We start from the raw sequence: 24,805 nt of genomic DNA on the forward strand, positions 1-24,805 counted from the left end.
CCCGCGCCTATGTCAGCGACCCACGTTGGGGCCCAAAGCCGTTCGGATCGGGTCAATGGTCGGCTCCATCGCATCTCTTCCACGTAAAACTGCGCGTGGCTGCAGCCGGGCTCTCAGTATCCCTTAGAGTAGCTAGAATATCTAAAATAGCAAGAAATGGTGGCGGCTGAGGGGATCGGCGATGTCAGGCGTGCTGAGTGGGGTCCGGGTCGTCGAATTGGCCTCGTGGACGTACGTGCCGTCGGCCGGTGCCGCCCTGGCGGATTGGGGCGCCGACGTGATCAAGGTGGAAGGCGTCGCGTCCGGGGATCCGGGACGGGCGCTGGTCGTCGGTGGCTTCACCCGCGAAGCGGCCCGCCCGGACGCCGACTTCATCCTCGAGCTGGGCAACCGCGGCAAGCGCAGCATCGCCATCGACATCAAATCCGACACCGGGCGGGAGTTGTTCGGCCGGCTGTTGGCCAGTGCGGACGTCTTCCTGACCAATTGGCTGCCGGCGGCGCTCGAACGGGCCAGGCTCACCGTCGAGGACATCCGCGCGTTCAACCCGAAGATAATCATCGCGCGGGGGACCGGCCTCGGGGTGCGCGGCCCGGACCGGGATCGCGGCGGTTTCGACGCCGCCACCTATCTGGCACGGGGCGGGGTCGCGTACACGTTGACGCCGTTCGGGTCCGAAACGCCCGCCGTCCAGGGCCCCGGTTTTGGGGATCTGCAGGGCGGGGCGACCCTGGCCGGGGGCGTGTGCGCCGCGTTGTTCCACCGGGAGCGAACCGGTGAGCCGACGATCGTCGACTCTTCGCTGCTGGCCCAGGCGATGTGGGCCATCGCGCCGGCGATTTGCGCGGCCGATTTCTTCGACATCGACGGCATTCCGGGCGCGCCGCCGGGGCTGGCCATCAATCCGCTCGTGAATCGGTACAAGACCAAGGACGGCAGATGGATTCAGCTTGTCTTCTTGCAGCCCGACAAATTCTGGGCTGGATTCTGCGAGCGGATCGGTCTGCCGGAGTTGGCCACCGACGAGCGCTTCGTGCCGTCGAGCAATCTGATCGCCAATGCGGCCGCGGCGACCGAGATCGTCGCCGAGACGTTCGCCGCCCATGACCTCGCGCACTGGCAGAAGGTGCTGGCCGACGAGCCGGGGGTGTGGGCGGCGCTGGCCACACCGCGGGAGACCCTCAACGACCCGCAAGTCGAACCCAACGGATACGTGGTGACCAACGTCGACGACCACGGCGAGAAATACCGGATCGTCGCTGCACCCGTCCAATTCGACGAAACCCCGCCGGGGCCGGCGCGTGCTCCAGAGCATGGGCAGCACACCGAGGAAATCCTGCTCGAGCTAGACGTCGACTGGGACGACATCGCCAAGGCAAAGGACCTCAGAGCCATTCTGTGAGGCCGGCGACCGCCCTTGATTTTGATACCCCACGGGGTATAGTAGTGGTTGGGCGTATACCCCCAGGGGTACCGCGTGTCGAACGAAACGGAGGATCCAGTGGTCGGCGATCAGGACAGCATCGCGGCGGTGCTCAACCGGCTGCGCCGCGCTCAGGGACAGCTTGCCGGGGTGATCTCGATGATCGAGCAGGGCCGCGATTGCAAGGACGTCGTTACCCAGCTCGCCGCGGTGTCGCGAGCCCTCGACCGGGCCGGGTTCAAGATCGTGGCCACCGGGTTGAAGGACTGTGTCGCGGGTACCACCGTCGACGGCGCGGCACCCATGAGCGAAGCCGAGCTGGAGAAGCTGTTCCTGGCGCTCGCCTAAGGCGCGTGCGGGCAGCTTGTTCGAACAGAAAGGGAAAGTCGAATGGACATCGCGATCTCAACACCGCTGCGCGCCTCTTTCGAAGACGCGGTCGCGCGGACTCGTGAGGCGCTCGCGGAGCAAGGGTTTGGCGTATTGACCGAGATCGACATGAAGGCCACGCTGAAAGCCAAACTTGGCGAGGACATGGAGAACTACCTGATCCTCGGCGCCTGCAACCCGCCGTTGGCGCATCGGGCGGTGGAGGCGAATCGCCAGATCGGCCTGCTGCTGCCGTGCAACGTCGTCGTGCGCGCCGACCCCGATGATGCGGACACGGTGCTCGTCGAAGCGATGAACCCCGGGCTGCTGGTGGAGGTCACCGGCGAGCCGGAGCTGCGTCCCGTCGCCGAAGAGGTTACGGGCAGGCTGCGAGCGGCAATCGACTCGTTGAAACACGATCAGCCGGTCAGCTGATAGGCTCACGCGAATCATGTTCTGCGCCCGCGCGTTTGGCATCTGATCGATCTCAACACGATCACAACCGCGTATCGATGTAGGCGCCGGTCTGGCACAACAACGTCGATCCACAAATCATTGCACAGGGCACCTTTGAAGGATCGGGTCGCGAGTTGCGGGGACTCGCAAGGGATCCTGGCTCCACCGAGTAGTGGATTTCGTGAAGCGTCAACAGGAGGTATCCGCAGCATGATGGCCAACTGGGTCCCCGCCCAGACTACGTGTGGCCCGAACTCCGGTCGCATTCTCGACACCGCGCGGGGCATTCTCATCGGACTCCGCCGGTGTCGCTCGGACGCGGCTTTCGACGAATTGCACAGCGCGGCACTGCGTCACCGGGTGCCGGTGTTTGCGATGGCGTGGGCGCTGGTCCACCTGGCCGGTGATGGCGAGAAGACGAGCAGCTTCACCGATGCGCAGTCGGCGGCCCGTCGCGAGTGGGGGCCGCTGTTCACCGAGTCGGCTGCGGTGATGAGTTGAGTGGCGATGAGGAACTTGGCACGGCCGGGGTCCCGGGGGGTACCGCGGCCGTTGCCAACTCTCATCGATCGAGTCAAAAGCCCTCGGAGCGTGATGTTTTCCCGCTGAGGCTGCACTGGCCTACGCGGTCACGCCGCATCAGGAACTACCGCAAGAGCGCGATACTTTCTGCCGCCACCGACGATCGCGCGGTGAACTTTCCTCGGTGATGCTCGCCGGTCGGCGCCTTGACGGCGTCAACGCGTCCAGGCCGGTGCGCCGGACGCCGTGCGCAACGCGTCGACAATGCGCTGCTCCTTCTCGAGGAAGCGCTCGGTGGGTGCCGGCACGGATATCGCGACCACCGTGTCACCCACCGCCCGTCGTCCGATCGCGGCCGCGGAAATGCCGGGAGTGTGTTCCCCGCGATCGAAAGCGATTCCGGTGCGGCGGATCTCGGCGATCTCGCGGCGCAACCGTTCGGCGACCACCGGGTCGAACCGGGAGATGAGGTTGTCGGCGTCGGCGTCGTCGAGGGCGGCGAGGGCCGCCTTTCCGTTTGCGGTGACATCTAGCGGGAATCGGAGGCCGACGGCCGAAACGGCCCGCAGGCGGTGTGACGATTCGATCTGGTCGACGAACCACATGCGCTGGCCACGCAGTATCGACAGGTCGACGGTCTCGCCGTCGGTGGCGCGCGATACCCGCTCTATGGTCGGACGGAAGACCGCCGCCACGCGCTCACCGGCGGCGCTGCCGAACCCCAGCACGCGCTCGCCCAGCGCGAAACGGCCATGCGAATCGACGCTGGCCAGTCCGACCTCGACCAGGCCCATGAGCAACCGGCGGACCGTCGTCTTCGCCAACCCGAGCCGCTCACTGAGGTCGACGAGGCGCAGGCGTCCGGGCTCCGCGGCGATCTCATCCAGCGCTGCGGCGGCCCGGCGCAGAACCTGGATGCCCTCGTCGCGATTCGTCTGAGATTTCTGTTCCATGCGCGGCACCACTCCACTATAGTGTTCCGCATTACGGATCGTAAAGAACCGTATTGTGGATCAAAGGAGTTCCGGATGAGTGCGCTACCTGCAGGTCGGCATTATTTCCGCGGCGACGACGGGTACGAAACCGCTCGCCGCGGCACCGTGTGGAACCAACGCGTTCCCGAGCGCTATCCGGAAGTGATCGTCGTGGCCGCCGGCGTCGACGACGTCGTCGGCGCGCTGCGCTACGCCAGGGCCAACGGCCTCAAGGTCAGCATGCGGTCGGGTGGGCACAGCTGGGCGGCCAACCATCTGCGTGACGGCTCCTTGCTGCTCGACATGAAAGGCGTCGACCACGCGACGATCGACGCCGACAAGGCCACCGCCGTCGTCGGCCCGGGGAAGGGCGGCAGTGTGCTCATGGGCGAGTTGGAGGCTCAGAATCTGTTCTTTCCCGCCGGCCACTGCAAGGGTGTCTGCGTCGGCGGCTATCTGCTTCAGGGCGGCTACGGCTGGAACAGCCGCGTCTGGGGTTTGGCGTGCGAGAACGTGATCGGACTCGACGTGGTCACCGCGGACGGCGAACAGATCCACTGCGACGCGGAGAACCATCCAGAGCTGTACTGGGCCGCACGCGGGGCGGGTCCCGGCTTCTTCGGAGTGGTTACCTCCTTCCATCTCAAGCTCTTCCCGCGTCCGGCCGCCTGCGGTACGAGCGTGTACGTCTACCCGATCGAGCTGGCAGACGAGATCTATACCTGGGCCCGTAACGTCAGCGCCGAGGTCGACCGACGCGTCGAAATGCAAATCGTCGCAAGCAAAAGCGTCCCGAGCATGAACCTGGACGGCCCGGCCATCACGTTCGCCTCCCCGGCGTTCGCCGACTCCGAAAAGGAAGCGGAGGAGGCGCTGGCGATCTTCGGCACCGTCCCCGTCGTCGACAAAGCGCTCGTCAAAATACCTTATATGCCAACCGATATGCCCACCTGGTACGACGCCGTGATGAGCAACTACCTGTCCGACTATCGCTATACCGCGGACAACATGTGGACATCGGCCTCCGCCGAAGACCTGCTGCCCGGAATTCGCAACATCATCGACACGATCCCGGACCACCCGTCGCACTTCCTGTGGCTGAACTGGGGGCCGTCACCGCGGCGCCCGGACATGGCCTACAGCATCGAAGACGAGGTCTATCTGGCGCTCTACGGCGCTTGGAAGAACGAATCCGACGACGAGAAGTACGGCGACTGGGCGCGCTCCAACATGGCGGCGATGTCGCACTTGGCCACCGGAATTCAGCTTGCCGACGAAAACCTGGGCCAGCGACCGGCCCGGTTCGCCAGCGACGAGGCCATGGTTCGCCTGGACAAGGCGCGCGCCGCCTACGATCCCGACGGTTTGTTCAACAGCTGGATGGGACGAGTCTGATGGCCGGCGAACTCTACCTCGGCTATCGCGGTGACGACGCCCAGACGCCGTTCGGCAAGTTCTTCAAGTCCGAGATGGCAACACTGCCATCGCACGTCGTCGAGGCGTTACATCATGGTCCGCAGGCCGGGCCGGCGCTGCTGGCGTTCGAAGACGCGGCGAGCATCGCCGACGAGGGCTACCAGCAGACGGAGAACGGCTACGGCGTGCTCGACGACGGGAGCATGCAGGTGTCCGTGCGCACCGACATGCCCGGCGTCACGCCCGCGATGTGGGCGTGGTGGTTCGGCTGGCACGGCTGCGACACCCGTCGATACAAACTGTGGCATCCGCGCGCGCACCTGTCGGCTCGATGGAAAGACGGTGGCGACGCCGGCCGTCCGGGCGCGCAGCGCTACATCGGCCGTTGGTCGATGATCAGCGAGTACATCGGCTCGGCAAGGCTCAATGCCGCAATTCAATTCGTCACACCGGCCACCATGGGCCTGCCCGCCGATACCGACGATGCGGTGTCGATCTGCGCGCGGTTGGGGTCCGGTGACGCCCCGGTGGACGCGGGCTGGTTCGTCCATCAGATCCGGTCGACCCAGGGCGGGGCCGAAATGCGGTCACGGTTTTGGATGGGCGGGCCGCACATCGCCGTGCGCAACGCTCCCGGCGTGGCCTCGCGTGCTGTCCGTCCGCTCGCGTCACGGGTGCTCGGCAACTCGGAGTCCTACGCTCGCAATCTTCTGGTGCACTGCGCCCAGGAGATGAATCACCTGGCGGGTTTCCTACCCGACCTGTACGACGCCCTGGGTAACGATTGACCCTTGCTCAGGTGAATGCGGGCGCGACGAACCGTTGCACCAGTTGGTGTTCCGTCTCGTCATCGCCGGCGGGCCATTCCATCAGCGACAGCACTACCCGCACCACCCACTGCGCGGCCTGGGCGTCGCCGTCGGGCAGCCCGGTGAGTTCGGTGGCGAAGCGCCCCAACAGTGGCGATCCGGTCAGCCACTCCATCTCGTTGACTCGGGCCGAGCTGATCATGAGCGGGTATAGGGGATCGGTTCGGATCAGCTTGAGCGCCAGCGTGATCGCGGTGACAACCCGCTCGGCCCCGCTCATCGTTTCGACGGTTTGACGCACCGTTTCGATGACGCGGGAGGCGGTGCGGACGACGACCGCGTCGCGGATCTCGGCCTTTCCGCCGGCGTACCGGTAGACCGTGGCCCGAGAACAGTGGACCCGTTTGGCCAACCTGTCGATATCGAAGGCATCCAGGCCTTCGCGCGTGATCATGTCGGTGGCCGCGGCATAGATGCGTTCGGCGGCCATCTCGCGGCGATCGCCCCCGACCAACCAATCATTACGCGGCACTGCGCGCGCCCTTTCGCCAGAGAATCAAAGTCATCATAATCTCAGAGTGAGACATGGGTCGCTATTTTTCTCAGAGTAGTCCCAGGTCCGGGCACCGTGCTGAGACGGCCCGATGAGCGGGTGCCGGCCAGCGGATGTCAACTTCACGCAGCGCGTTGACGTGCGGATATCCGGGCCACCACGCTGGATAGCGTGACAGTCGCCGACGAGGCCTTCTTCAGTGCCGAAGCGCTGCAAGATCCGTATCCGCTCTATGAGCGCATGCGCGCCGCTGGCCCGGTGCACCGGATCGGGGGCTCCGAGTTCTATGCGGTGTGTGACTGGGATGCAGTCAACGACGCCATCGGCCGTCCGGAGGATTTTTCCGCAAATCTCACCGCAACCATGACGTGTTCGGCCGAAGGCATCGTCAAGCCTTTCGAGATGGCCCCGCTCGGCGATCCGACACACGTGCTGGCGACGGCCGACGATCCCGCCCACGCAGTGCATCGCAAGCAGTTGGTGCGCCATCTGTCGGCCAGGCGGATCGGCGCCATCGAGCAGTTCGTCGCGGACACCGCGGAGAGGTTGTGGAACGAGACGCTGCGCGATGGGCACATCGAGTGGATGGGCGCCGTGGCCAACCGCCTGCCCATGATGGTGGTGGCCGAGCTGATCGGGGTGCCCGACGCCGACGTCGACCGGTTGGTGAAATGGGGGTACGCGGCCACCCAGCTGCTCGAAGGTCTGGTCAGCGAAGAAGAGCTCGCCGCTGCGGCTGGCGCCGTCATGGAGCTGAGCGGCTATATCAACGACCAATTCGCGCTCGCCGCCGCCGACCCCCAGGACAACCTGTTGGGCGAACTCGCCACCGCATGTGCCTCGGGTGAGCTGGACATGATCACCGCCCAGGCAATGATGGTGATCTTGTTCGCCGCAGGTGGGGAGTCGACCGCATCGTTGCTGGGCAGCGCGGCATGGATGCTGGCGCGGCGGCCTGAGGTTCAGCGTCAGGTGCGCGAAAACCCGGTACTGCTAACCGCATTCATCGAAGAGACGCTGCGCTACGAACCGCCGTTCCGGGGTCATTACCGGCACGTGCGCTACGACACGACGCTGGGTGGTGTAGACCTGCCCGCTGACTCCCATCTGCTGCTGTTATGGGGCGCAGCCAACAGAGACCCCGCCCACTTTGACACGCCGGGCGACTTTCGTCTTGACCGCACGCAAGCCAAGGGGCACATCAGCTTTGGGAAGGGAGCACACTTCTGCGTCGGCGCCGCGCTGGCGCGCCTGGAGGCTCGGATCGTGTTGCGCCAGCTGTTGGATCGCACCTCGGAGATCCAAGTGGTCGACGTCGGCCGGTGGCTACCGAGCATCCTGGTGCGGCGCCTCGAGCGGCTCGAATTGGCCGTCGCCTAACCGCCGGTCATTCCCCGGGCGGCAGTTCGCGCGGGCCGTCGGGCGCACGGAGCCGACGGGGTCCTCTTCGCTCCACCAACTCCCGCCCGCGGTCGCGCTCCGTGAGTGACGAACCCTCCGCGTCTCCGCCGGACAGCGGTCGCGATGAGTGCTCATGACGACGTACCTCATCGTCCGCGCGGCCTTCGCGCGACGATTGAATGCGGCGTCGGGACGGCTCGGCCGCCGGCTGCCGGTCGCCGGGGTCCGAACTCTCCGAGTCGACCGTGATCTTGCGAGTCCGCTTGAGCGAGAACGTGATCTCCTCGACCTCTTCGAACACCTGGCGGGCGGTACGCAGCGGCTGGGTGGTGTTGTCGATCACCCGCGCAACGAACGGCGGCACCAGCGGGCGAATCCAGCGCGCCGCGGCTTTGGTCGCGTCCGGAATCGACGGGATCAACGGTGCACCGCGCTCATCGTCGGCTTCGACCTCGCCGCTCGGTTCGATCTGCACCGGCAGGCTCTCGACGCCCTGCGCGCGGTGATCCTGTGCGCCGGCGGGCAATTGGGCGAGCGCTCGGCTGGCCGCTTCCGCTTCCGCGGCGATCGGCAGGTACATGTCTTCCTCCACGGGCTCGAAGGTACGCTGCGCCGACGCGCGCAGGGGCGCCTCAAGGGCCTCCGCGACCCGGCGGCGTTGCTGCTCGCGGTCGATTTCGGCCTGAGCCTCCACAGCGAGGCGGGCCTGGGTGAGTTGGTGCTCGGCCCAGAGGATTTCGGCCTCGCGGCGAACCTCTGCCCGCTTGACCGCGATCGCGGTATCCGCGTCGAGTTCGGCGCGTTCGCGCTCCGCGCGCGCCGAGGCGTGCCGATCCTGAGTCGTCTCGCCACGCCATAGCCGCAGGATCAGCGGCAGCAGGTAGATCAGCACGAAGAACGCGATCGTCAGTAGCCGCAGCATCAGTGCCCCGGTGCTGGCGAATGTGAGGTCGTTCATCGCGACCCAGCGTGCGCCGAGCCCTCGGCCGGCGTCCGCGACCACGCTTTGGCGTGCCTCGGTCAGCGCCTGCTCCTCGCGGGAGACTTTGGCGTCCAGCTCCGGGGCCTGGCGGTCACGAGCCGCCAGCGCGGTGTCCAGCTCATGCTGCGCATCGGCGAGAAGTTGGTTGGCCGTGCGTGTTTCGGGCCCGGCACCGGGAACTCCGGTGATTCGCGTCTGTGGGCACGCGGGCGTGGGGTTGTATTCGCAGCGTGCGACCACCAAGGCCTGGTCCTGATGCAGGCGGGCCTGTTCGACCGCGCTGTCGAGCGCGGCGCGCGCATCCCGCGTCTGTCGAAGCGATGCCGAGGCTGGCGCGACCGCGGGCGACGAGTCGGCGCCGCGCAGGGCCCGCTCGTCGAGGCGATGCTCGATCGAGGCGGAGAACACCACCAGCGCGGCAAGTTCGCCGACGACCGCGCCGACCGCCACTGCGACGGCTGCGCGTCCGGCAATGCCTGGCCGGCCACGGTCGGGCCCGCTGGTGGTTCCCCGCGTCACTGCGCCGACCAGCAGGCCGAAGACGAGCGTCAGCGGCACGATGACAAGCAGCGGCCAGCGCGCCGACTCCGAAACGGCCAAGGTCGCCACCAGCCACGCCAGCGCGGACCCGAACAGGACGACGGCGCCGGCGACGGCATGGGTGGACCGCTCGTGACGTTCGGCGAGTTCGCGCCAGTGTCCGCCGCCAAGCCAGGTGAACAGTGCCCCGACCGGGGACATGGCCGAGCGCGGCTCGGTAACTTCGTGGGCGCTCATAAGACTGAAAAACACCTCCAAGTCCTCCAGGGTCCCAGGCCGCCGGGCGACACACCGAATCGAAGCGACCGGCTGTGGTGTTGTTCACAACGGGATCAGGTGGGGATCAGGTCATCCGGTGCGAAATTCCTGCGACGCGTGCAGATCAGCGGCCGTTTCGGCAGGTGACGTGAGACGGTATAAGCCTATGCAGAACCACGATTATGTCACCTACGAAGAGTTCGGCCGCAGGTTCTTCGAGGTCGCCGTGACCCCCGAGCGGGTCGCAAACGCGTTTGCCGACATCGCGGGGAGCGAGTTCGCCATGGAGCCGATTGCCCAGGGCCCCGGCGGCATTGCCAAGGTCAGCGCCAACGTAAAAATCCATGACCCGCGCGTCACGCGCCGCCTGGGTGACAGCATCACGTTCGTCATACACATCCCGCTCTCGATCGATCTCCTCCTCGACCTACGGCTCGACAAGCAGCGGTTTGTGGTCTCCGGAGACATCGCGTTGCGCGCCACGGCACGAGCCGCCGAGCCGCTGCTGCTGATCGTCGACGTCGCGAAACCGCGGCCGTCCGACATCACCGTGAACGTGTCGTCCAAATCCTTCCGCGGCGAGATATTGCGCATCCTTGCCGGCGTCGACGGTGAGATCCGGCGCTTCGTCGCGCTGTACGTCGCCGAAGAAATCGACAAGCCTCAGTCCCAAGCGGCACAAATCATCGATGTCGCCCGCCAGCTGAACGAGTCGTGGCCCTAGCGCCTACCGGCCGACGAGCGATTCGCGCTCGGCTTGTCGTATCCGCCTGCGGTCCATGGCAAGCCAATCCAGACCGGCGCCCAGGGCGAGCAGCCCCACGATTGCCGCGTCGATGCCGGCATTGACGTGACCCAAAGCAAAATTGGCCACACAGACCACCAACGCAAGCACCGCGGCCGCAACCGCGACTCGCCCGGTGGTACGACCATGGCCGAAAAGGTCGCGCGAGACGTGCCTCATCAGCTCCTCCTCTGCTGTCTGGCATCACGCAGCTGGCCCGGGCAGCTCCTTTTCACGAGCTACCCGAAAAACCTTCCCGCCAAACGACTTCGGAAAGCCGGCGCCGTTGTGCCCTAGAGCGTCTGGTGACGCCCGAAATACTTGTGGTCTTCGCTGTAGCCGCCATAACCACTACCGATATCGGAGTAGTCGGCGACGAACTCGATGCCTTTGATCCACTTCACCAGCTTGAAGCCGTGCTGCAATTCGTTGCGCAGCCGCAGCGGTTTGCCGTGCATGTAGGGGAGCGGTTGGTCGTTCATGTTGTAGGCCAGCATCGTCATGTGATGATCCATCTGGCCGATGTGATGGGCGTTGTAGTAAATACCGCCGGTGGCGCCGAGTCCCATCGAATAGAACACCACCCATTTGGCCTCGGGCAACGGTTTGACGATGTCCATGATGGTCTGCATCTGTACGCCGCCCCACTTGGCCACGCCGGACCAGGCCTGGATGCAGAAATGCTGGCTGATCTGGTCGTGATAGGGCAGCGCCTTCAAGTCGTCCAGTGAGAACTCGGTCGGATGCTCGACGAGCCCATAAACCTTGAGGCGCCAATCACGAAAGTCGTTGGCCTCCAACTCTTTGTACTCGACGGTCTCGGGCAGCCGGCCATTGCGCCAGTGGTGTGGCGAGATGTCTTCTTCGGTGAAAGCACCGGGCTTGGGGTCGAGCTGCTCGAGTATCCGCTGGAACGGGCCGACCAGCGCGTAACCGACCCGCTGGACGACGCGTGGGTGCTTGATGGTGAACGGGGTGGCCCACACCCAGGCGACGGCGGTCACCACCATCGCCGCGGCGAAGATCCAGAAACCCATCCAGCTGTTGTCGTCGCGGGCGGCGAACATGTGGTTGAGGTTTTTCAGTGCGCTGGTCGCGAACACCAGCGTCACGTGCACGACGATGAAGAACAGGAAATACACCAGCACCAGGAAGTGCAGCGATCGCGCGTGTTGAATGCTCAGTCGCTTGCTGAGCCAGTGCACGCGCTGCGACAGCGCCGGTGACATCCCCAGCCCGGTGATCAGCGCGGCCGGGGCGGCGATGAACACGGTGGTGAAATACGCCAACACCTGCAGGCCGTTGTAGGCGACCCATCCGTTGTCCGCCGGCCAGTGCTCCACCGACAGGTACTGAATTGCGACCGACAACGCGTTGGGAAAGACGTCCCAGCTGGTCGGCACGATGTGGCGCCATTGCCCGGTGGTGAACAGCAGCACGTAGAAGACCGCGCCGTTGAGCAACCACAGCACGTCGATTCCGAGGTGCCACCAGCGGGCCAACCCGATCGAGTGGCGGAAGCCGGGCAGCCCGAGCTGCGGCGGCAACGCGACGGTGTCGGCATTGGCGGTCCACAGCTCGTCGTCGGGTACCGGCGGGCCCACTCGCAGCCACTCGTCCTTGCCGGGGGTGGCGTTGCGGCTGAAATACAGCCGGGGATGGTCACAGAGAATCTGGATGCCGGTCCGGATGATGAACATCATCATGAACAGGTTGAAGAAGTGGGTCCAGCCAAGCCACGCGGGCACGCCGGGCGTCTTGGCGGGGATGTCGGCGCCGGGGTAGCGCTGGACGAACGCGTGCACCGCCGGCGTGTTGTACAGCCCCTTGCCGATCGCCACCGCCGCGACCAGCAGGGCGAAGCCGATGGGGATCAGCCACAGGAGGTTGAACCACTTGTCGCGGCCGACGCGCAACTTTGGAGCGGTGGCCCGCCGGGTGAGGTCGAATCCGCCTCCGTACGCTTCGACGTCGATGGTGTCCTCGGCGGTATGAATCTCGTTGCGGTAGTCGGGGATTGACGTCAGCGGCGTGCCCGCGGTCAGTGTCGATACAGAGCCGTCGTGCGCTGCCCGATGATCGGTATTCGTCACGCGGCCGAAATTACCCCAAGGCGCTTGTACTAATCGGCCTCGATCGGGACGAAACACGCCCGCCCCGGTCCTTGCGGCCGTCGGCAATAGTTGCTGGGGGGCAAAATCCGCCTCAGCACGGGTCGGGGTCTCCGCAACTACCGAGTGAATGGCCTAATTTCGCCGCAAACGCGGTTCCTTGGGGGCCGCTGTGAGTTTGGGCAAAGTCTTCTGCCAGGTGGCGTTAGGCCGAGTCGCGCGGCCGCAATTGGCGCACCGGCCGCGTTTCGATGGCGTTGATCGTCAGCGCCCTGCGGCCGATGCGCCAACCCCCGTCGGTCAACTCGTAGTCGTCGTCGTAGCGCAGATGCCAGACCACGTCGACGACCTCGTCGGAGCGTTGGGTCCAGTGATGCGCGATGCAGGTAATGCGCCCCCGCGCGCAGCCCGGTTGAGCGATCTCGTCGTACACCTCGCCGATGATCGCGTGCTCGGTACGCGCGACCGCGGCGACCGCGCCGACTGCCGCGGTGATCTCCTGCTGACCCCGGTGCGAATGTATCGGCTCCAGTGAGGCTGGCGGATCCGGCACGGCCAGCTCGCCGTTCGTGGTGAACAGTCCAGCGACAGAGGCGAATTGACGATCGTCCACCCCGGCGGCGTACCGGTGCACCAAGTCGCTGAGGCCGGCTCGGTCGTCCGCTGAAAGGGTCATGACGGGATCAGGGACAGCCGTTGCGCGCAGGCCGACAGGATGTCTTGGGCCTCTTCGATAGTGGAAGTCGGCGGCATCGACAACACGATGCGATCCGCGCCCTGATCGATCAGGCTGCCCGCGCGGTCGGCGTCGATCTTGGTGACGGCGTGGCCCAACGAGACTTCGAGGCCCGCCGGATCACGGCCCAGCGACGACGCTTCCTCGCGCATCAGTGTGATCAGCGCCGCCAGTTTCGGGCCTGTCACGCCGAGCGGCTGAAAGCCGTCGCCGAAGCGTCCGGCGCGCCGCGCGGCCGCGCGGCTGTGCCCCCCGATATGAATCGGGAGCCGTTCGCCGGCAATGGGTTTGGGGTAGCACATGACATCGTCGAAGCCGAAGAAATCGCCGTGATAGGACGCGCCCCCGGGCTGGTCGGCCCACAGCGCGCGCAACACGGCCAGCTGTTCGTCGGCGCGTCGGCCCCGGCTGTCGAAATCCGCTCCGCATGCCTCGAGCTCTTCGCGAAGCCAGCCGACGCCGACGCACAGCCGCAGCCTTCCACCCGAGAGCGCGTCGACGGTCGCGGCGCGTTTGGCGAGCACCACCGGATGGTGGTTGGGCAGCACCAAAACCCCGGTGGCCAACCCCAGCCGGCTGGTGTGGCCGGCGAGAAACGCCAATAGGTCGAGGGGGTCGGGGATGGGGCAGTCGGCCGCCAGCCCGACTCGTCCCGAATTGTCGTACGGATAAACGCTGTCGTACCGGGTGGCCAGGACCGTGTGCTCCACAACGACGATCGATTCGAACCCGCACCGCTCGAGGTGGCTCGCAAAGCTCACCATCCAACGCGGATCCGCGGTGACGCCGTCGGCGACCGGGGCGACGACGGAAACCTTCATGGCACCCGAAGCTAACAGGTGGTCCTCGTCAGACAGCGGGAGGCGCGACCGAGGCGCGCACGGCCTCGGCCAGCGCGGCAGCCCGGCGATCCGTGAACACGTCCTCGAGCATCACCGGCCGCCCGTCCGGGCCGGTCAGCGGGACGCGCCAATTCGGATATTCGTCGGTGGTGCCGGGCTGGTTCTGCGTCCTGCGGTCACCGACGGCGTCAGTCAGCGCCACCCCCAGCAGCCGCGATGGCGTGCGGCCCAGGTATCGGTGCAGCGCGAGCACGATCTGTTCGGGATCTTCAAGGTCGGGCCCGTTCTCACTCAGCAGTCCAACCCGGCGCAGTTCGGCCAGCCAGGCCGCCAGTTCGGCGCGGTCGGACTCGAGCTCGGCCTCCACGGGCCGGGTCAGCAATCCCAGCGACTCTCGCAGCCGCACATGGTCACCGGCCAGATAGCCGGCGGTCGGCGGCAGGTCGTGGGTGGTGACCGACGACAGGCAGTATTCGCGCCAGCGCTCGGCCGGCAAGGGCCCGCCGTTTCCGTCGCGATCCAATTCGAACCAGAGGATCGAGGTGCCCAGCAGGCCGCGTAATAGTAGGTAGTCCCGCACCCACGGTTCGACCGTGCCCAGATCCTCGCCGACGACCAGGGCGCCGGCCCGGTGCGCTTCCAGGGCGACGATGCCGATCATCGCCTCGTGGTCGTAGCGCACGTAGGTGCCCTCGGTGGGCCGCGCGCCGTCGGGAATCCACCACAGCCGAAACAATCCGATGATGTGGTCGATGCGTACGCCGCCGGCGTGGCGCAGCACCGAGGAGATCAGCGCGCGGAACGGCCGGTACTCCTGCTCGTCCAGCCGGTCGGGCCGCCACGGCGGTTGCGACCAGTCCTGGCCGAGCTGGTTGAACTCGTCCGGCGGCGCCCCCGCGGTCACGCCGAGCGCCATCACGTCCTGAAGGGCCCAGGCGTCGGCACCGTTGGGGTGCACGCCGACGGCCAGGTCGTGCATGACGCCGATCGCCATGCCGGCCCGTCGCGCCTGCGATTGCGCCATGGCCAGCTGCTCGTCGAGCTGCCACTGCATCCAGCGGTGGAAATCGACTGTCTCCAAATGCTTTTCGACGAATCGGGCGACTCCGGCTCCCGTCGGATGCCGCAGGAAGCTCGGCCAGTGATGCCAGTCGCCGCCGTACTTCTCGGCCAGCGCACACCAGGTGGCGAAGTCGTCGAGCGCTCGGCCTTCGCGGTCCCGGAATGCCGCATAGGCCAGCTCGCGACCCGCCGACCGGGGTGCCCGATGCAGCAGCTTGAGCGCCGACCGCTTGGCCAGCCAGGCGCTGTCGCGGTCGATGGCGTCGATCTCGGCGGCCCGTTGCTGAACTTCCGCGCGCAACCGCCGCACCCGGCCGCGCTTGGTCAGTTCGGAGTATTCGGGGATGGCCTCGACTCGAAGGTAGAGCGGGTTGAAAAACCGGCGCGACGTCGGCAGGTACGGCGACGGCTCCATCGGGATCGTCGGAGTGGCCGCATGTAGCGGATTGACCAGCACATACTCGGCGTCGTGGCGGGATGCCGACCACACCGCGAGGTCGGTCAGATCGGTCAGGTCGCCGACGCCCCACGAGTGTCGGGACCGCACGCTGTAGAGCTGAGCGGCGAGTCCCCACGCGCGACGGGCACCGAGTTGCTCCGGCAGCCCCAACCAGTCGGGCGTCATGATGAGCGCGGCGCTGGTCTCGGAGCCGCCGGAACGCAGATGCACCCGGTGGTAGCCCAGCGGCAAATCGCCCGGCAAGACGAAGCTGGCCTCCCCGACCCAGCGACCATCCAGGTCGAAGGGGGGAGAGAAGTTGTCCACCTGCTGGATCCCGCCGTGCACCGTGCCGTCCTCGAGCTGCAGCCACACCTCGGCGGGATGACCGTGCGTCACGTGCACCCAGAACCGCGTCGGCGCGCCGGTCCGCCCGACGATGGTCGCCGGCAGCCGGCGTTCCCAATACGCGCGCAGTTGCGCCGTCATGGCCGCGTTGCGCTCCTGCTCGGTGCCGGCCGCCACACCGAGGGCGGCGAGCACCGCCACCAGCGTGCTCTCGCTGACCTGCACCCCCCGGCCCGTCCAGTCCTCGTAGGCGGTCGCGATGCCGAACCGCCTGGCAAGTTCGACCAGCGAGGGTGCGAGCTCAGTCATGTCGCCCATCTTGCGTCCATGACCCCACCGGCAGCGACTCGGCTGGGCGTCGCCCTGCTTTGCCGGCGACCGATCCACCCACTGTTCGTTCGCAGGTCAGCAAGCGTTCAACCAAACGCCTCGTCGACAGGACGGGGCCGCAAATTGCGGCTACCATTCCTAGGACACCGAGAAATCCGGCCGGGGGTCAGCGGGGCTGGGTTCAGGGATATAGCAATACGTAAAAGCGAACGCGAATCTCGCCACATGGCGATGTGTTTGCGGGTGCCTTACGGTTATCGGGTAGTTCGCGCGCTGGACAACGTCCAGGCGTTCTAGCAGACCGGATGGTGAAAATAACGTGGCGGAGGAAAGTCGCGGACAGCGTGGGTCGGGATACGGCCTCGGGTTGTCAACCCGGACCCAGGTAACCGGCTACCAGTTCCTGGCCCGGCGGACCGCAATGGCGCTGACCCGTTGGCGGGTCCGGATGGAAATCGAGCCGGGGCGCCGGCAGAACCTGGCCGTCGTCGCGTCGATCTCCGCGGCGCTCGTGATTTGCTTGGGCGCGTTGCTGTGGTCGTTCATCAGCCCGTCAGGCCAGATTAACGAGTCGCCGATCATCGCAGACCGTGACTCGGGCGCGCTGTACGTCCGCGTGGGTGACAAGTTGTACCCGGCGCTGAATCTGGCGTCGGCGCGGCTGATCACGGGGCGCCCCGACAACCCGCACCTGGTTCGCTCAAGCCAGATCGCCAAGCTTCCGCGCGGCCCGATGGTCGGCATCCCCGGTGCGCCGTCGACTTTCGGGCCCACGAGCCCCTCGTCGTCGTCGTGGCTGGTGTGCGACACCATCGCCTCGACCGGAGCGGGCTCGCCGTCGGGAGTGACCGTGACGGTGATCGACGGCACCCCGGACCTCGGCGGCCACCGACGGGTGCTGACCGGATCGGACGCGGTGGTGCTGAGCTACGGCGGCGACGCATGGGTCATCCGGGACGGACGCCGGTCGCGTGTCGACGGGGCGAACCGGGCGGTGCTGCTGCCGCTCGGAATGACCCCCGAGCAAGTCAGCATGGCAAAGCCGATGAGCCGCGCCCTGTTCGACGCGTTGCCGGTGGGGCCCGAACTGACCGTCCCGGAAATCCAGAACGCCGGCGCAGCGGCGACGTTCCCGGGAGCCCCCGGGCCGGTGGGCACCGTGCTGGTCACCCCGCAAATCAGTGGGCCGCAACAGTATTCGCTGGTGCTGGCCGATGGCGTGCAGACGCTGCCGCCGCTGGTGGCCCAGATTCTGCAGAATGCCGGCGGCCCGGCCAACGCCAAGCCCGTCACCGTCGAACCCGCCGCGCTGGCGAAAATGCCGGTGGTCAACAAGCTGGATCTCTCGTCCTATCCGGACAACCCGCTGAACGTGATGGACATCCGGGAGAACCCGGCGACCTGCTGGTGGTGGGAGAAGACGTCCGGGGAGAACCGGGCTCGCGTACAGGTCATCTCCGGGCCGACCATCCCGGTCGCCCAGGGCAACACCAACAGGGTGGTGTCGCTGGTGAAGGCCGACACGAGCGGTCGCGAGGCCGACCAGGTCTACTTCGGCCCCAACTTCGCGAACTTCGTGGCCGTCACCGGTAACGACCCCGGCGCCAAGACGACCGAATCCCTGTGGTGGCTCACCGACGCGGGCGCCCGGTTCGGGGTGGACGACACCCGCGATGTGCGCGAGGCGTTGGGGTTGCAAACAAAGCCGAGTCAGGCGCCGTGGGTGGCGCTGCGCCTGCTGCCGCAGGGACCGACGCTGTCCCGAGCGGACGCGTTGGTCCAGCACGACACCCTTCCGATGGATATGTCCCCTGCAGAGTTGGCGGTACCGAAGTGAAACGTGGTTTTGCCCGGCCCACACCGGAAAAGCCTCCGGTAATCAAGCCGGAGAACATCGTCCTACCAACGCCGTTGAGCGTTCCGCCGCCGGAGGGCAAACCGACGTGGCTGATCGTGGTGGGCGTTCTCGTCGTCGGCCTGCTGATCGGCATGGTGGCGATGGTCTTCGCCAGCGGCTCGCGCGTATTCGGCGGCGCCGGAGCGATTTTCCCGATCTTCATGATCGGTGGTGTCGCGATGATGATGTTCGGTGGCCGGTTCGGCGGCCAGCAGCAGATGAGCCGGCCGAAGCTGGACTCGATGCGCGCCCAGTTCATGTTGATGCTGGACATGCTGCGCGACACCGCCCACGAGTCGGCGGACAGCATGGACGCCAACTACCGGTGGTTCCACCCCGCGCCCGACACGCTGGCGGCCGCGGTGGGGTCGCCGCGGATGTGGGAACGCAAGCCCGACGGCAAGGACCTCAACTTCGGTGTGGTCCGGGTCGGTGTGGGCATGACGCGCCCCGAGGTGACGTGGGGTGAGCCCCAGAACATGCCCACCGACATCGAGCTGGAGCCGGTGACCGGGAAGGCGCTACAGGAGTTCGGGCGCTATCAAAGCGTCGTCTACAACCTGCCCAAGATGATCTCCCTGCTGGTCGAGCCGTGGTACTCGCTGATCGGGGACCGTGAGCAGGCACTGGCGCTGATGCGGGCGATCGTGTGCCAGCTGGCGTTCTCCCACGGTCCCGACCACGTGCAGATGGTCGTGGTGACTTCGGACCTGGAGGAGTGGGACTGGGTCAAGTGGCTGCCGCACTTCGGGGACCCGCGGCGTCAGGACGCGGCGGGCAACGCGCGGATGGTGTACGCGTCGGTGCGCGAATTCGCCGCCGAGCAAGCCGAATTGTTCGCCGGCCGTGGCTCGTTCACGCCCCGGCATGCCAGTTCGTCGGCGCAGACTCCCACGCCCCACACGGTAATCATCGCCGATGCCGTGGATCCCCAGTGGGAGTATGTGATCAGCGCCGAGGGTGTCGACGGGGTGACGTTCTTCGACCTGACCGGCTCGTCGATGTGGTCGTCCGTCCCCGAACGCACCTTGCGATTCGACGCTAAGGGCGTGATCGAGGCGCTGCCCCGCGACCGCGACACCTGGATGGTGATCGACGAGAAGCCCTGGTTCTTCGCGCTGACCGACCACCTCAGCGCCGCGGAGGCCGAGGAGTTCGCGCAGAAGCTGGCGCGCTGGCGCATCGCCGAGGCCTACGAGGAAATCGGCCAGCGAGTGGCCCACATTGGCGCGCGGGACATCTTGTCCTACTACGGAATTGAGGATCCGGCCGACATCGACTTCGACGCGCTGTGGGGGAGCCGCACCGACACCATGGGCCGGTCGAGGTTGCGCGCGCCGTTCGGCAACCGCTCCGACAATGGCGAGCTGTTGTTCTTGGACATGAAGTCGCTCGACGAAGGCGGCGACGGGCCGCACGGCGTCATGTCCGGGACGACGGGTTCGGGTAAGTCGACGCTGGTGCGAACCGTGATCGAGTCGCTGATGCTCAGCCACCCGCCCGAGGAGCTGCAGTTCGTTCTGGCCGACCTCAAGGGTGGGTCCGCGGTCAAGCCCTTCGCCGGGGTGCCGCACGTATCCCGGATCATCACCGACCTCGAAGAAGACCAGGCGCTGATGGAGCGCTTCCTGGACGCGCTGTGGGGCGAGATCGCCCGCCGCAAGGCGGTGTGCGACAACGCCGGCGTCGATGACGCCAAGGAGTACAACAGCGTCCGGTCCCGGATGCGCGCCCGCGGCCAGGACATGCCGCCGCTGCCGATGCTCGTGGTCGTCATCGACGAGTTCTACGAGTGGTTCCGCATCATGCCGACCGCCGTCGACGTGCTCGACTCGATCGGCCGGCAGGGCCGTGCGTATTGGATCCACCTGATGATGGCGTCGCAGACCATCGAGAGCCGGGCCGAAAAGCTCATGGAGAACATGGGATATCGCTTGGTGCTGAAGGCGCGCACCGCAGGCGCGGCGCAGGCCGCCGGTGTGCCCAACGCGGTGAACCTGCCGGCCCAGGCGGGTCTCGGTTACTTCCGCAAGAGTCTCGAGGACATCATCCGGTTCCAGGCCGAGTTCCTGTGGCGGGACTACTACCCGCGCGGGATCGACCTCGACGGCGACGAAACGCCGCAGCTGGTCCACAGCATCGATTACGTACGCCCGCAATTGTTTACGAACTCGTTCACCCCGCTCGAGGTGAGCGTCGGCGGACCGGACGTCGACACGGTGGCCGCCGAGGCGAATGGCGAGGTGCTCGGGATCGAGGGCGCCGAGAGCGAGGACGAAGAGGACATCAGGACACCGAAGGTCGGCACGGTGATCATCGATCAGCTCCGCAAGATCGATTTCGAGCCGTACCGGTTGTGGCAACCGCCGCTGACCCAGCCCGTCGCGATCGACGAGTTGGTCAACCGCTTCCTCGGACGCCAGTGGCAACAGGACTACGGCACCGCCAGGGATCTGGTGTTCCCAATCGGGATCATCGACCGCCCGTTCAAGCACGACCAGCCGCCGTGGACGGTCGACACCTCCGGGCCCGGTGCCAACGTGCTGATCCTGGGCGCCGGCGGCTCGGGCAAAACCAGCGCACTGCAGACGCTGATCTGCTCGGCCGCGCTGACCCACACCCCGGAGCAGGTTCAGTTCTACTGCCTGGCCTACAGCAGCACCGCGCTGACGACCGTCGCCCGTCTGCCCCACGTCGGTGAGGTGGCCGGCCCGACGGATCCCTACGGTGTGCGCCGGACGGTGGCCGAACTGCTGGCGCTGGTGCGGGAACGCAAGCGCAGCTTCCTCGAATACGGGATCGCGTCGATGGAGGTGTTCCGGCGGCGCAAGTTCGGTGGCGAGGCCGGCGCGGTGCCCAACGACGGGTTCGGCGATGTGTACCTGGTGATCGACAACTACCGCGCCCTGGCCGAGGAAAACGAGGTGCTGATCGAGCAGGTGAACATGATCATCAACCAGGGACCCTCTTTCGGGGTCCATGTGGTGGTCACCGCCGACCGGGAGTCGGAGCTGCGCCCGCCGGTCCGGAGCGGATTCGGTTCCCGGGTCGAGTTGCGACTGGCGGCGGTGGAAGACGCCAAGCTGGTGCGGTCCCGGTTCGCCAAGGATGTTCCGGTCAAGCCGGGGCGCGGCATGGTCGCGGTCAACTACGTCCGACTCGACAGCGACCCGCAGGCGGGTCTGCACACCTTGGTGGCGCGGCCCGCGCTGGCCAACACGGCCGACAACGTTTTCGAGTCCGACAGCGTCGTCGACGCCGTCAGCCGCATCGCGAGCGGCCAGGCGACGCCGGTTCGCCGGCTGCCCGCCCGGTTCGGCGTGGAACAGGTGCGCGAGCTGGCCGCCCGGGACACCCGCCAAGGCGTGGGCGCGGGCGGAATCGCCTGGGCGATATCCGAATTGGACCTGGCGCCGGTCTATCTGAACTTCGCCGAGAATGCCCACCTGATGGTGACCGGCCGTCGCGAATGCGGTCGAACCACGACGCTGGCCACCATCATGTCCGAGATCGGCCGGTTGTACGCGCCGGGCGCCACCAGCGCCCCGACGCCCCCACCGGGCCGGCCGTCGGCCCAGGTGTGGCTGGTCGACCCACGCCGTCAGCTACTGACCGTGCTGGGCTCCGAGTACGTCGAGAAATTCGCCTACAACCTCGACGGCGTACAGGCCATGATGGGTGAGCTCTCTGCGGTGCTGGCCAGTCGGCAACCCCCGCCCGGCCTGTCCGCGGAAGAGTTGTTGTCGCGGTCGTGGTGGAGCGGGCCGGAGATCTTCCTGATCGTCGACGACATCCAGCAGCTTCCCCCGGGCTTCGACTCGCCGCTGCATCAGGCGGCACCCTGGGTGACCAGGGCCGCCGACGTGGGCTTGCACGTCCTCGTGACGCGGACGTTCGGCGGCTGGTCGTCGGCGGGCAGCGACCCGATACTGCGGGCACTGCACCAGGCGAACGCGCCCTTGCTGGTGATGGATGCCGACCCCGACGAGGGCTTCATCCGCGGCAAGATGAAGGGCGGCCCGCTGCCCCGTGGCCGCGGCCTGCTGATGGCCGAGGACACCGGCGTGTTCGTTCAGGTGGCGGCAACCGAACTGCGTAAGTAGGGTCAGCCCCAGCGCAGCGGTAATGACTTGAGCGCGAAGGACTTTGACGGGAATTTGATTTCCGGGGCGTAGTCCGTCGGCGCCTCGAAGTCAGGGATCTGCTGGAGCCATTCGCCGACGATCACCGTCAGCTCGATCCGTGCCAGATGGGAGCCCAGGCAGCGGTGCGGGCCGCTGCCAAATCCCCAGTGGCGGTGCACTTTTCCGTCCATGACCAGGTCATCGGTGGACCAGGCGTCGCTGCCGTCACGGTTGACCGCGGCCATACACAACCGGACCTGCGAGCCCGGCGGCAGCGTCATGCCGCCGACGTTGACGAACTCGGTGACAATCCTGGGCGCCACCGGCGCCGGCGGCTGCAGCCGAATGATCTCTTCGATGAAAACCCTTATTTGCTTCGGATTGTCGCGAAGCTCGGCGCGCAACTGCGGCCTGCGCGCCAGCTCGAACAGAGAAAACCCGATGATCGCCGTCACCGTGTCCAGACCCGCCAGGATCAACAGGTGGCTCATGCCCAGCAGCTCGAGATCGGTGAAGTCGCCCGGCCCGGTCATCACGCGTGACAGCATGTCCGTGCCCGGCTCCTTGCGGCGCCGTTGGACCGCTTCGGTGAGATATTCGAGCAGTTCCAGCTCTCCTGCCTGCATCTCGGCGATGGTGACGCCTTCCTTGTCGCCGATGATGGCGTCTTTCCAGGCGATGAGGCGGTCACGGTCCTCCAGCGGCAGGCCGTAGAGGTCGAGGAAGGCCTGAAAGGGATAGAGCCTGGCGAAATCCGCCATGACCTCGCACTCGCCCCGGCCGGCGAGGGCCCCGATCATCTCGGAGGCATGCCGCTGCAGCACCGGCCGGGACTCACTCAGCGCGGCCGGGCTGAAATACGGCTGCAGGATTTTGCGGTAGTGCGTGTGCTGCGGCGGGTCGAACGCCAGCGGGAGCACCGGCAGCGGATCGGAGGGCGGTTGCAGGATCGTTGACGAAAAGACCTTGGGATTGCGCAGCGCGGCAAGCACATCCTCGCGTCGCGTCAGGTAGTAGTAGCCATTCATGAACACCACGGGCCCGGCGTCGCGCAGTGTCTTCCACCCGACCCCTCGGTCTTCGGCCATCGGCAACGTGAAGTAGTCGAGGCGCGGTAGGTAGAACGTGCCCGGCTGCCAATCGCCAAGGGTGCTCATGCGCTCCGATCCCCGGTTGTCTTCCCGGTCTAGACTCTAGCGACCGACCGATCTACCCGCCGATTTGTCAAGTCCGATCCGGTGCGCACCAGCCGTCGGGGGAGGAAGCCGTGAGGGTTCGTCTCGAAAAGTCGAAATGCGTGGGCCACGCGCAGTGCTACGCCGTCGACCCGGACCTGTTCCCCATCGACGAGTCCGGCTATTCGATCCTCGAGGAGCACGAGGTAGCGCCCGGGGATGCGCAGCTGACGCGCGACGGTGTGGCTTCATGCCCGGAGATGGCACTGATCCTCGAAGAGGAGTGACGGCCGAAAAGCAAACTGCGGGTGAACAATCGGTTGTCGCAAATGAACAGAAGCTGGCCTGGAATGAATAGTGGCTGGCAAGTAGTGAAAACGTCGCGCCGTTGGTCGGGCGTGCCCGCGATGGCCCGCTAATGTCTTGTGCGAGCGGCAGTTCAGAGAAAAACGAGCTGTCGCTCGGTTGCTGACAGTGGGGTGAAGTAGGCGGAATGCGCATGTCCTTCCTGACCGGACACTCAGCCGCTCGCTTTGCCGAGTCGAAAGACCCCAGTCAGTGGCTTGCCTAGGGTCAGCGCGGTCCCTGGGTCGGCAATTGGCGACAACGCCCGTCGACCAAATCGCGACCCTGCCCACAGATTGTCTGACGGCTGCGATCGCAAGCGCGATCACAGCCAACTGAGGAGGACACGGTGTTGGACTTCGCGGCGTTACCGCCCGAAATCAATTCCGGTCTGATGTATGCGGGTCCCGGCTCGGGGCCGATGTTGGCGGCGGCTGCTGCGTGGGATGAGTTGGCCGCGGAGTTGGCCGCGGCGGCCAGTGGCTATGGGTCGGTGGTGTCGGAGTTGACCAGCGCGCCCTGGGTGGGCCCGGCCTCGAGGTCGATGCTGGCCGCGGTCGCTCCCTATGTGAGCTGGCTGTCCACAGTGGCCGGGCAAACCGAGGAGACCGCCAACCAGGCCCGCGCGGCCGCGGGGGCCTATGAGACCGCGTTTATGGGCACGGTGCCCCCACCGGTGATCGCGGCCAACCGGGTGTTGTTGATGACGCTGATCGCGACCAACTTCTTCGGCCAAAACACCCCGGCGATCATGGCCACCGAAGCCCAATACATGGAGATGTGGGCCCAAGACGCCGCCACCATGTATGCCTACTCGGCCTCCGCAGCGCTGGCCTCAGCCCTGCAGCCATTTGAGACCCCGCCGAACACCACCACCCCCGAGGCCCCCGCCGAACAGGCCCTGGCAGT

At 66.5% G+C, this 24,805-nt stretch carries 21 protein-coding genes; 12 read left to right on the forward strand and 9 right to left on the reverse strand.

Annotation, left to right across the window (positions count from 1 at the left end; translation table 11 throughout):
* The first annotated feature begins 181 nt into the window (after positions 1-181).
* From ACQI5H_RS21965 to ACQI5H_RS21980, 4 genes are all read left to right on the forward strand, one after another.
* Positions 182-1,402, forward strand: a complete 1,221-nt coding sequence (locus tag ACQI5H_RS21965; protein WP_427081398.1) for a CaiB/BaiF CoA transferase family protein — start codon at positions 182-184, stop codon at positions 1,400-1,402.
* Between the two features lie 99 nt (positions 1,403-1,501).
* The gene (locus ACQI5H_RS21970) at positions 1,502-1,771 is read left to right on the forward strand and encodes a metal-sensitive transcriptional regulator (RefSeq protein WP_427081421.1); all 270 of its coding nucleotides are present in this window, start codon (positions 1,502-1,504) and stop codon (positions 1,769-1,771) included.
* A gap of 42 nt (positions 1,772-1,813) precedes the next feature.
* Positions 1,814-2,227 carry a DUF302 domain-containing protein gene (locus ACQI5H_RS21975; RefSeq protein WP_427081399.1) on the forward strand — a complete coding sequence of 138 codons (414 nt, stop codon included), beginning with the start codon at positions 1,814-1,816 and terminating at the stop codon, positions 2,225-2,227.
* 231 nt (positions 2,228-2,458) lie between these two features.
* Entirely contained in the window at positions 2,459-2,749 is a 291-nt protein-coding gene (locus ACQI5H_RS21980) for an ANTAR domain-containing protein (protein ID WP_427081400.1), read from the forward strand.
* 236 nt (positions 2,750-2,985) lie between these two features.
* On the opposite strand, the gene ACQI5H_RS21985 is transcribed toward ACQI5H_RS21980, so the two are convergent.
* Positions 2,986-3,732, reverse strand: coding sequence for an IclR family transcriptional regulator (locus ACQI5H_RS21985; RefSeq protein WP_427081401.1), 747 nt, complete (start codon positions 3,730-3,732; stop codon positions 2,986-2,988).
* A gap of 66 nt (positions 3,733-3,798) precedes the next feature.
* Here ACQI5H_RS21985 and ACQI5H_RS21990 point away from each other — a divergent pair, with 66 nt between their 5' ends.
* Positions 3,799-5,139 carry an FAD-binding oxidoreductase gene (locus tag ACQI5H_RS21990; protein ID WP_427081402.1) on the forward strand — a complete coding sequence of 447 codons (1,341 nt, stop codon included), beginning with the start codon at positions 3,799-3,801 and terminating at the stop codon, positions 5,137-5,139.
* Positions 5,139-5,948 carry a DAPG hydrolase family protein gene (locus tag ACQI5H_RS21995; RefSeq protein WP_427081403.1) on the forward strand — a complete coding sequence of 270 codons (810 nt, stop codon included), beginning with the start codon at positions 5,139-5,141 and terminating at the stop codon, positions 5,946-5,948. The genes ACQI5H_RS21990 and ACQI5H_RS21995 overlap by 1 nt, the downstream gene beginning before the upstream one ends.
* A 7-nt stretch (positions 5,949-5,955) precedes the next feature.
* On the opposite strand, the gene ACQI5H_RS22000 is transcribed toward ACQI5H_RS21995, so the two are convergent.
* Positions 5,956-6,501, reverse strand: coding sequence for a TetR/AcrR family transcriptional regulator (locus tag ACQI5H_RS22000; protein ID WP_427081404.1), 546 nt, complete (start codon positions 6,499-6,501; stop codon positions 5,956-5,958).
* Between the two features lie 192 nt (positions 6,502-6,693).
* Between ACQI5H_RS22000 and ACQI5H_RS22005 the strand changes: the two genes are divergently transcribed.
* A complete protein-coding gene (locus tag ACQI5H_RS22005; protein ID WP_427081405.1) occupies positions 6,694-7,902 on the forward strand; it encodes a cytochrome P450 in 1,209 nt (402 codons plus the stop codon).
* A gap of 7 nt (positions 7,903-7,909) precedes the next feature.
* Here the strand turns inward: ACQI5H_RS22005 and ACQI5H_RS22010 are convergent, their stop codons facing one another.
* Positions 7,910-9,682, reverse strand: coding sequence for a DUF4407 domain-containing protein (locus ACQI5H_RS22010; protein WP_427081406.1), 1,773 nt, complete (start codon positions 9,680-9,682; stop codon positions 7,910-7,912).
* 187 nt (positions 9,683-9,869) lie between these two features.
* Between ACQI5H_RS22010 and ACQI5H_RS22015 the strand changes: the two genes are divergently transcribed.
* A complete protein-coding gene (locus tag ACQI5H_RS22015) occupies positions 9,870-10,427 on the forward strand; it encodes a hypothetical protein (RefSeq protein ID WP_427081407.1) in 558 nt (185 codons plus the stop codon).
* A 3-nt stretch (positions 10,428-10,430) separates the two neighbouring features.
* Here ACQI5H_RS22015 and ACQI5H_RS22020 read toward each other — a convergent pair whose 3' ends face one another.
* The 5 genes from ACQI5H_RS22020 to malQ all read right to left on the reverse strand — a co-directional run bounded on the left by ACQI5H_RS22020 (position 10,431) and on the right by malQ (position 16,334).
* Positions 10,431-10,667 carry a LapA family protein gene (locus ACQI5H_RS22020; RefSeq protein WP_427081408.1) on the reverse strand — a complete coding sequence of 79 codons (237 nt, stop codon included), beginning with the start codon at positions 10,665-10,667 and terminating at the stop codon, positions 10,431-10,433.
* A 113-nt stretch (positions 10,668-10,780) separates the two neighbouring features.
* The gene (locus ACQI5H_RS22025) at positions 10,781-12,580 is read right to left on the reverse strand and encodes a molybdopterin-dependent oxidoreductase (RefSeq protein ID WP_427081409.1); all 1,800 of its coding nucleotides are present in this window, start codon (positions 12,578-12,580) and stop codon (positions 10,781-10,783) included.
* A 223-nt stretch (positions 12,581-12,803) separates the two neighbouring features.
* Positions 12,804-13,274, reverse strand: coding sequence for a nuclear transport factor 2 family protein (locus ACQI5H_RS22030; protein WP_427081410.1), 471 nt, complete (start codon positions 13,272-13,274; stop codon positions 12,804-12,806).
* On the reverse strand, positions 13,271-14,155 hold the full coding sequence (locus ACQI5H_RS22035) for an LLM class F420-dependent oxidoreductase (RefSeq protein WP_427081411.1): 885 nt from the start codon (positions 14,153-14,155) through the stop codon (positions 13,271-13,273). The genes ACQI5H_RS22030 and ACQI5H_RS22035 overlap by 4 nt, the downstream gene beginning before the upstream one ends.
* Positions 14,156-14,183: 28 nt before the next feature.
* Positions 14,184-16,334, reverse strand: coding sequence for a 4-alpha-glucanotransferase (malQ, locus tag ACQI5H_RS22040; protein ID WP_427081412.1), 2,151 nt, complete (start codon positions 16,332-16,334; stop codon positions 14,184-14,186).
* A 340-nt stretch (positions 16,335-16,674) separates the two neighbouring features.
* Between malQ and eccB the strand changes: the two genes are divergently transcribed.
* Entirely contained in the window at positions 16,675-18,192 is a 1,518-nt protein-coding gene (gene eccB, locus ACQI5H_RS22045; protein ID WP_427081413.1) for a type VII secretion protein EccB, read from the forward strand.
* A complete protein-coding gene (eccCa, locus tag ACQI5H_RS22050; RefSeq protein ID WP_427081414.1) occupies positions 18,189-22,355 on the forward strand; it encodes a type VII secretion protein EccCa in 4,167 nt (1,388 codons plus the stop codon). Before eccB ends, eccCa begins: the two co-directional genes overlap by 4 nt.
* Positions 22,356-22,357: 2 nt before the next feature.
* On the opposite strand, the gene ACQI5H_RS22055 is transcribed toward eccCa, so the two are convergent.
* The gene (locus ACQI5H_RS22055) at positions 22,358-23,533 is read right to left on the reverse strand and encodes a cytochrome P450 (protein ID WP_427081415.1); all 1,176 of its coding nucleotides are present in this window, start codon (positions 23,531-23,533) and stop codon (positions 22,358-22,360) included.
* Positions 23,534-23,643: 110 nt separating this feature from the next.
* Here ACQI5H_RS22055 and ACQI5H_RS22060 point away from each other — a divergent pair, with 110 nt between their 5' ends.
* On the forward strand, positions 23,644-23,838 hold the full coding sequence (locus tag ACQI5H_RS22060; RefSeq protein ID WP_427081416.1) for a ferredoxin: 195 nt from the start codon (positions 23,644-23,646) through the stop codon (positions 23,836-23,838).
* Between the two features lie 407 nt (positions 23,839-24,245).
* The coding region (locus tag ACQI5H_RS22065) for a PPE family protein (protein ID WP_427081417.1) at positions 24,246-24,805 on the forward strand (560 nt) is incomplete at its 3' end.

It is taken from the genome of Mycobacterium heidelbergense (assembly GCF_050205645.1).
Classification (GTDB): Bacteria; Actinomycetota; Actinomycetes; order Mycobacteriales; family Mycobacteriaceae; genus Mycobacterium; species Mycobacterium heidelbergense_A.

What these genes read in the sequence shown, in the direction of transcription:
- ACQI5H_RS21995 (WP_427081403.1), top strand. Translation starts at nt 5,139, where the DNA reads ATGGCCGGCGAACTCTACCTCGGCTATCGCGGTGACGACGCCCAGACG.
- ACQI5H_RS21965 (WP_427081398.1), top strand. Translation starts at nt 182, where the DNA reads ATGTCAGGCGTGCTGAGTGGGGTCCGGGTCGTCGAATTGGCCTCGTGG.
- ACQI5H_RS22030 (WP_427081410.1), bottom strand. Translation starts at nt 13,274, where the DNA reads ATGACCCTTTCAGCGGACGACCGAGCCGGCCTCAGCGACTTGGTGCAC.
- ACQI5H_RS21975 (WP_427081399.1), top strand. Translation starts at nt 1,814, where the DNA reads ATGGACATCGCGATCTCAACACCGCTGCGCGCCTCTTTCGAAGACGCG.
- ACQI5H_RS22015 (WP_427081407.1), top strand. Translation starts at nt 9,870, where the DNA reads ATGCAGAACCACGATTATGTCACCTACGAAGAGTTCGGCCGCAGGTTC.
- ACQI5H_RS22035 (WP_427081411.1), bottom strand. Translation starts at nt 14,155, where the DNA reads ATGAAGGTTTCCGTCGTCGCCCCGGTCGCCGACGGCGTCACCGCGGAT.
- ACQI5H_RS22055 (WP_427081415.1), bottom strand. Translation starts at nt 23,533, where the DNA reads ATGAGCACCCTTGGCGATTGGCAGCCGGGCACGTTCTACCTACCGCGC.
- ACQI5H_RS22020 (WP_427081408.1), bottom strand. Translation starts at nt 10,667, where the DNA reads ATGAGGCACGTCTCGCGCGACCTTTTCGGCCATGGTCGTACCACCGGG.
- ACQI5H_RS21990 (WP_427081402.1), top strand. Translation starts at nt 3,799, where the DNA reads ATGAGTGCGCTACCTGCAGGTCGGCATTATTTCCGCGGCGACGACGGG.
- ACQI5H_RS21980 (WP_427081400.1), top strand. Translation starts at nt 2,459, where the DNA reads ATGATGGCCAACTGGGTCCCCGCCCAGACTACGTGTGGCCCGAACTCC.
- malQ (WP_427081412.1), bottom strand. Translation starts at nt 16,334, where the DNA reads ATGACTGAGCTCGCACCCTCGCTGGTCGAACTTGCCAGGCGGTTCGGC.
- ACQI5H_RS22010 (WP_427081406.1), bottom strand. Translation starts at nt 9,682, where the DNA reads ATGAGCGCCCACGAAGTTACCGAGCCGCGCTCGGCCATGTCCCCGGTC.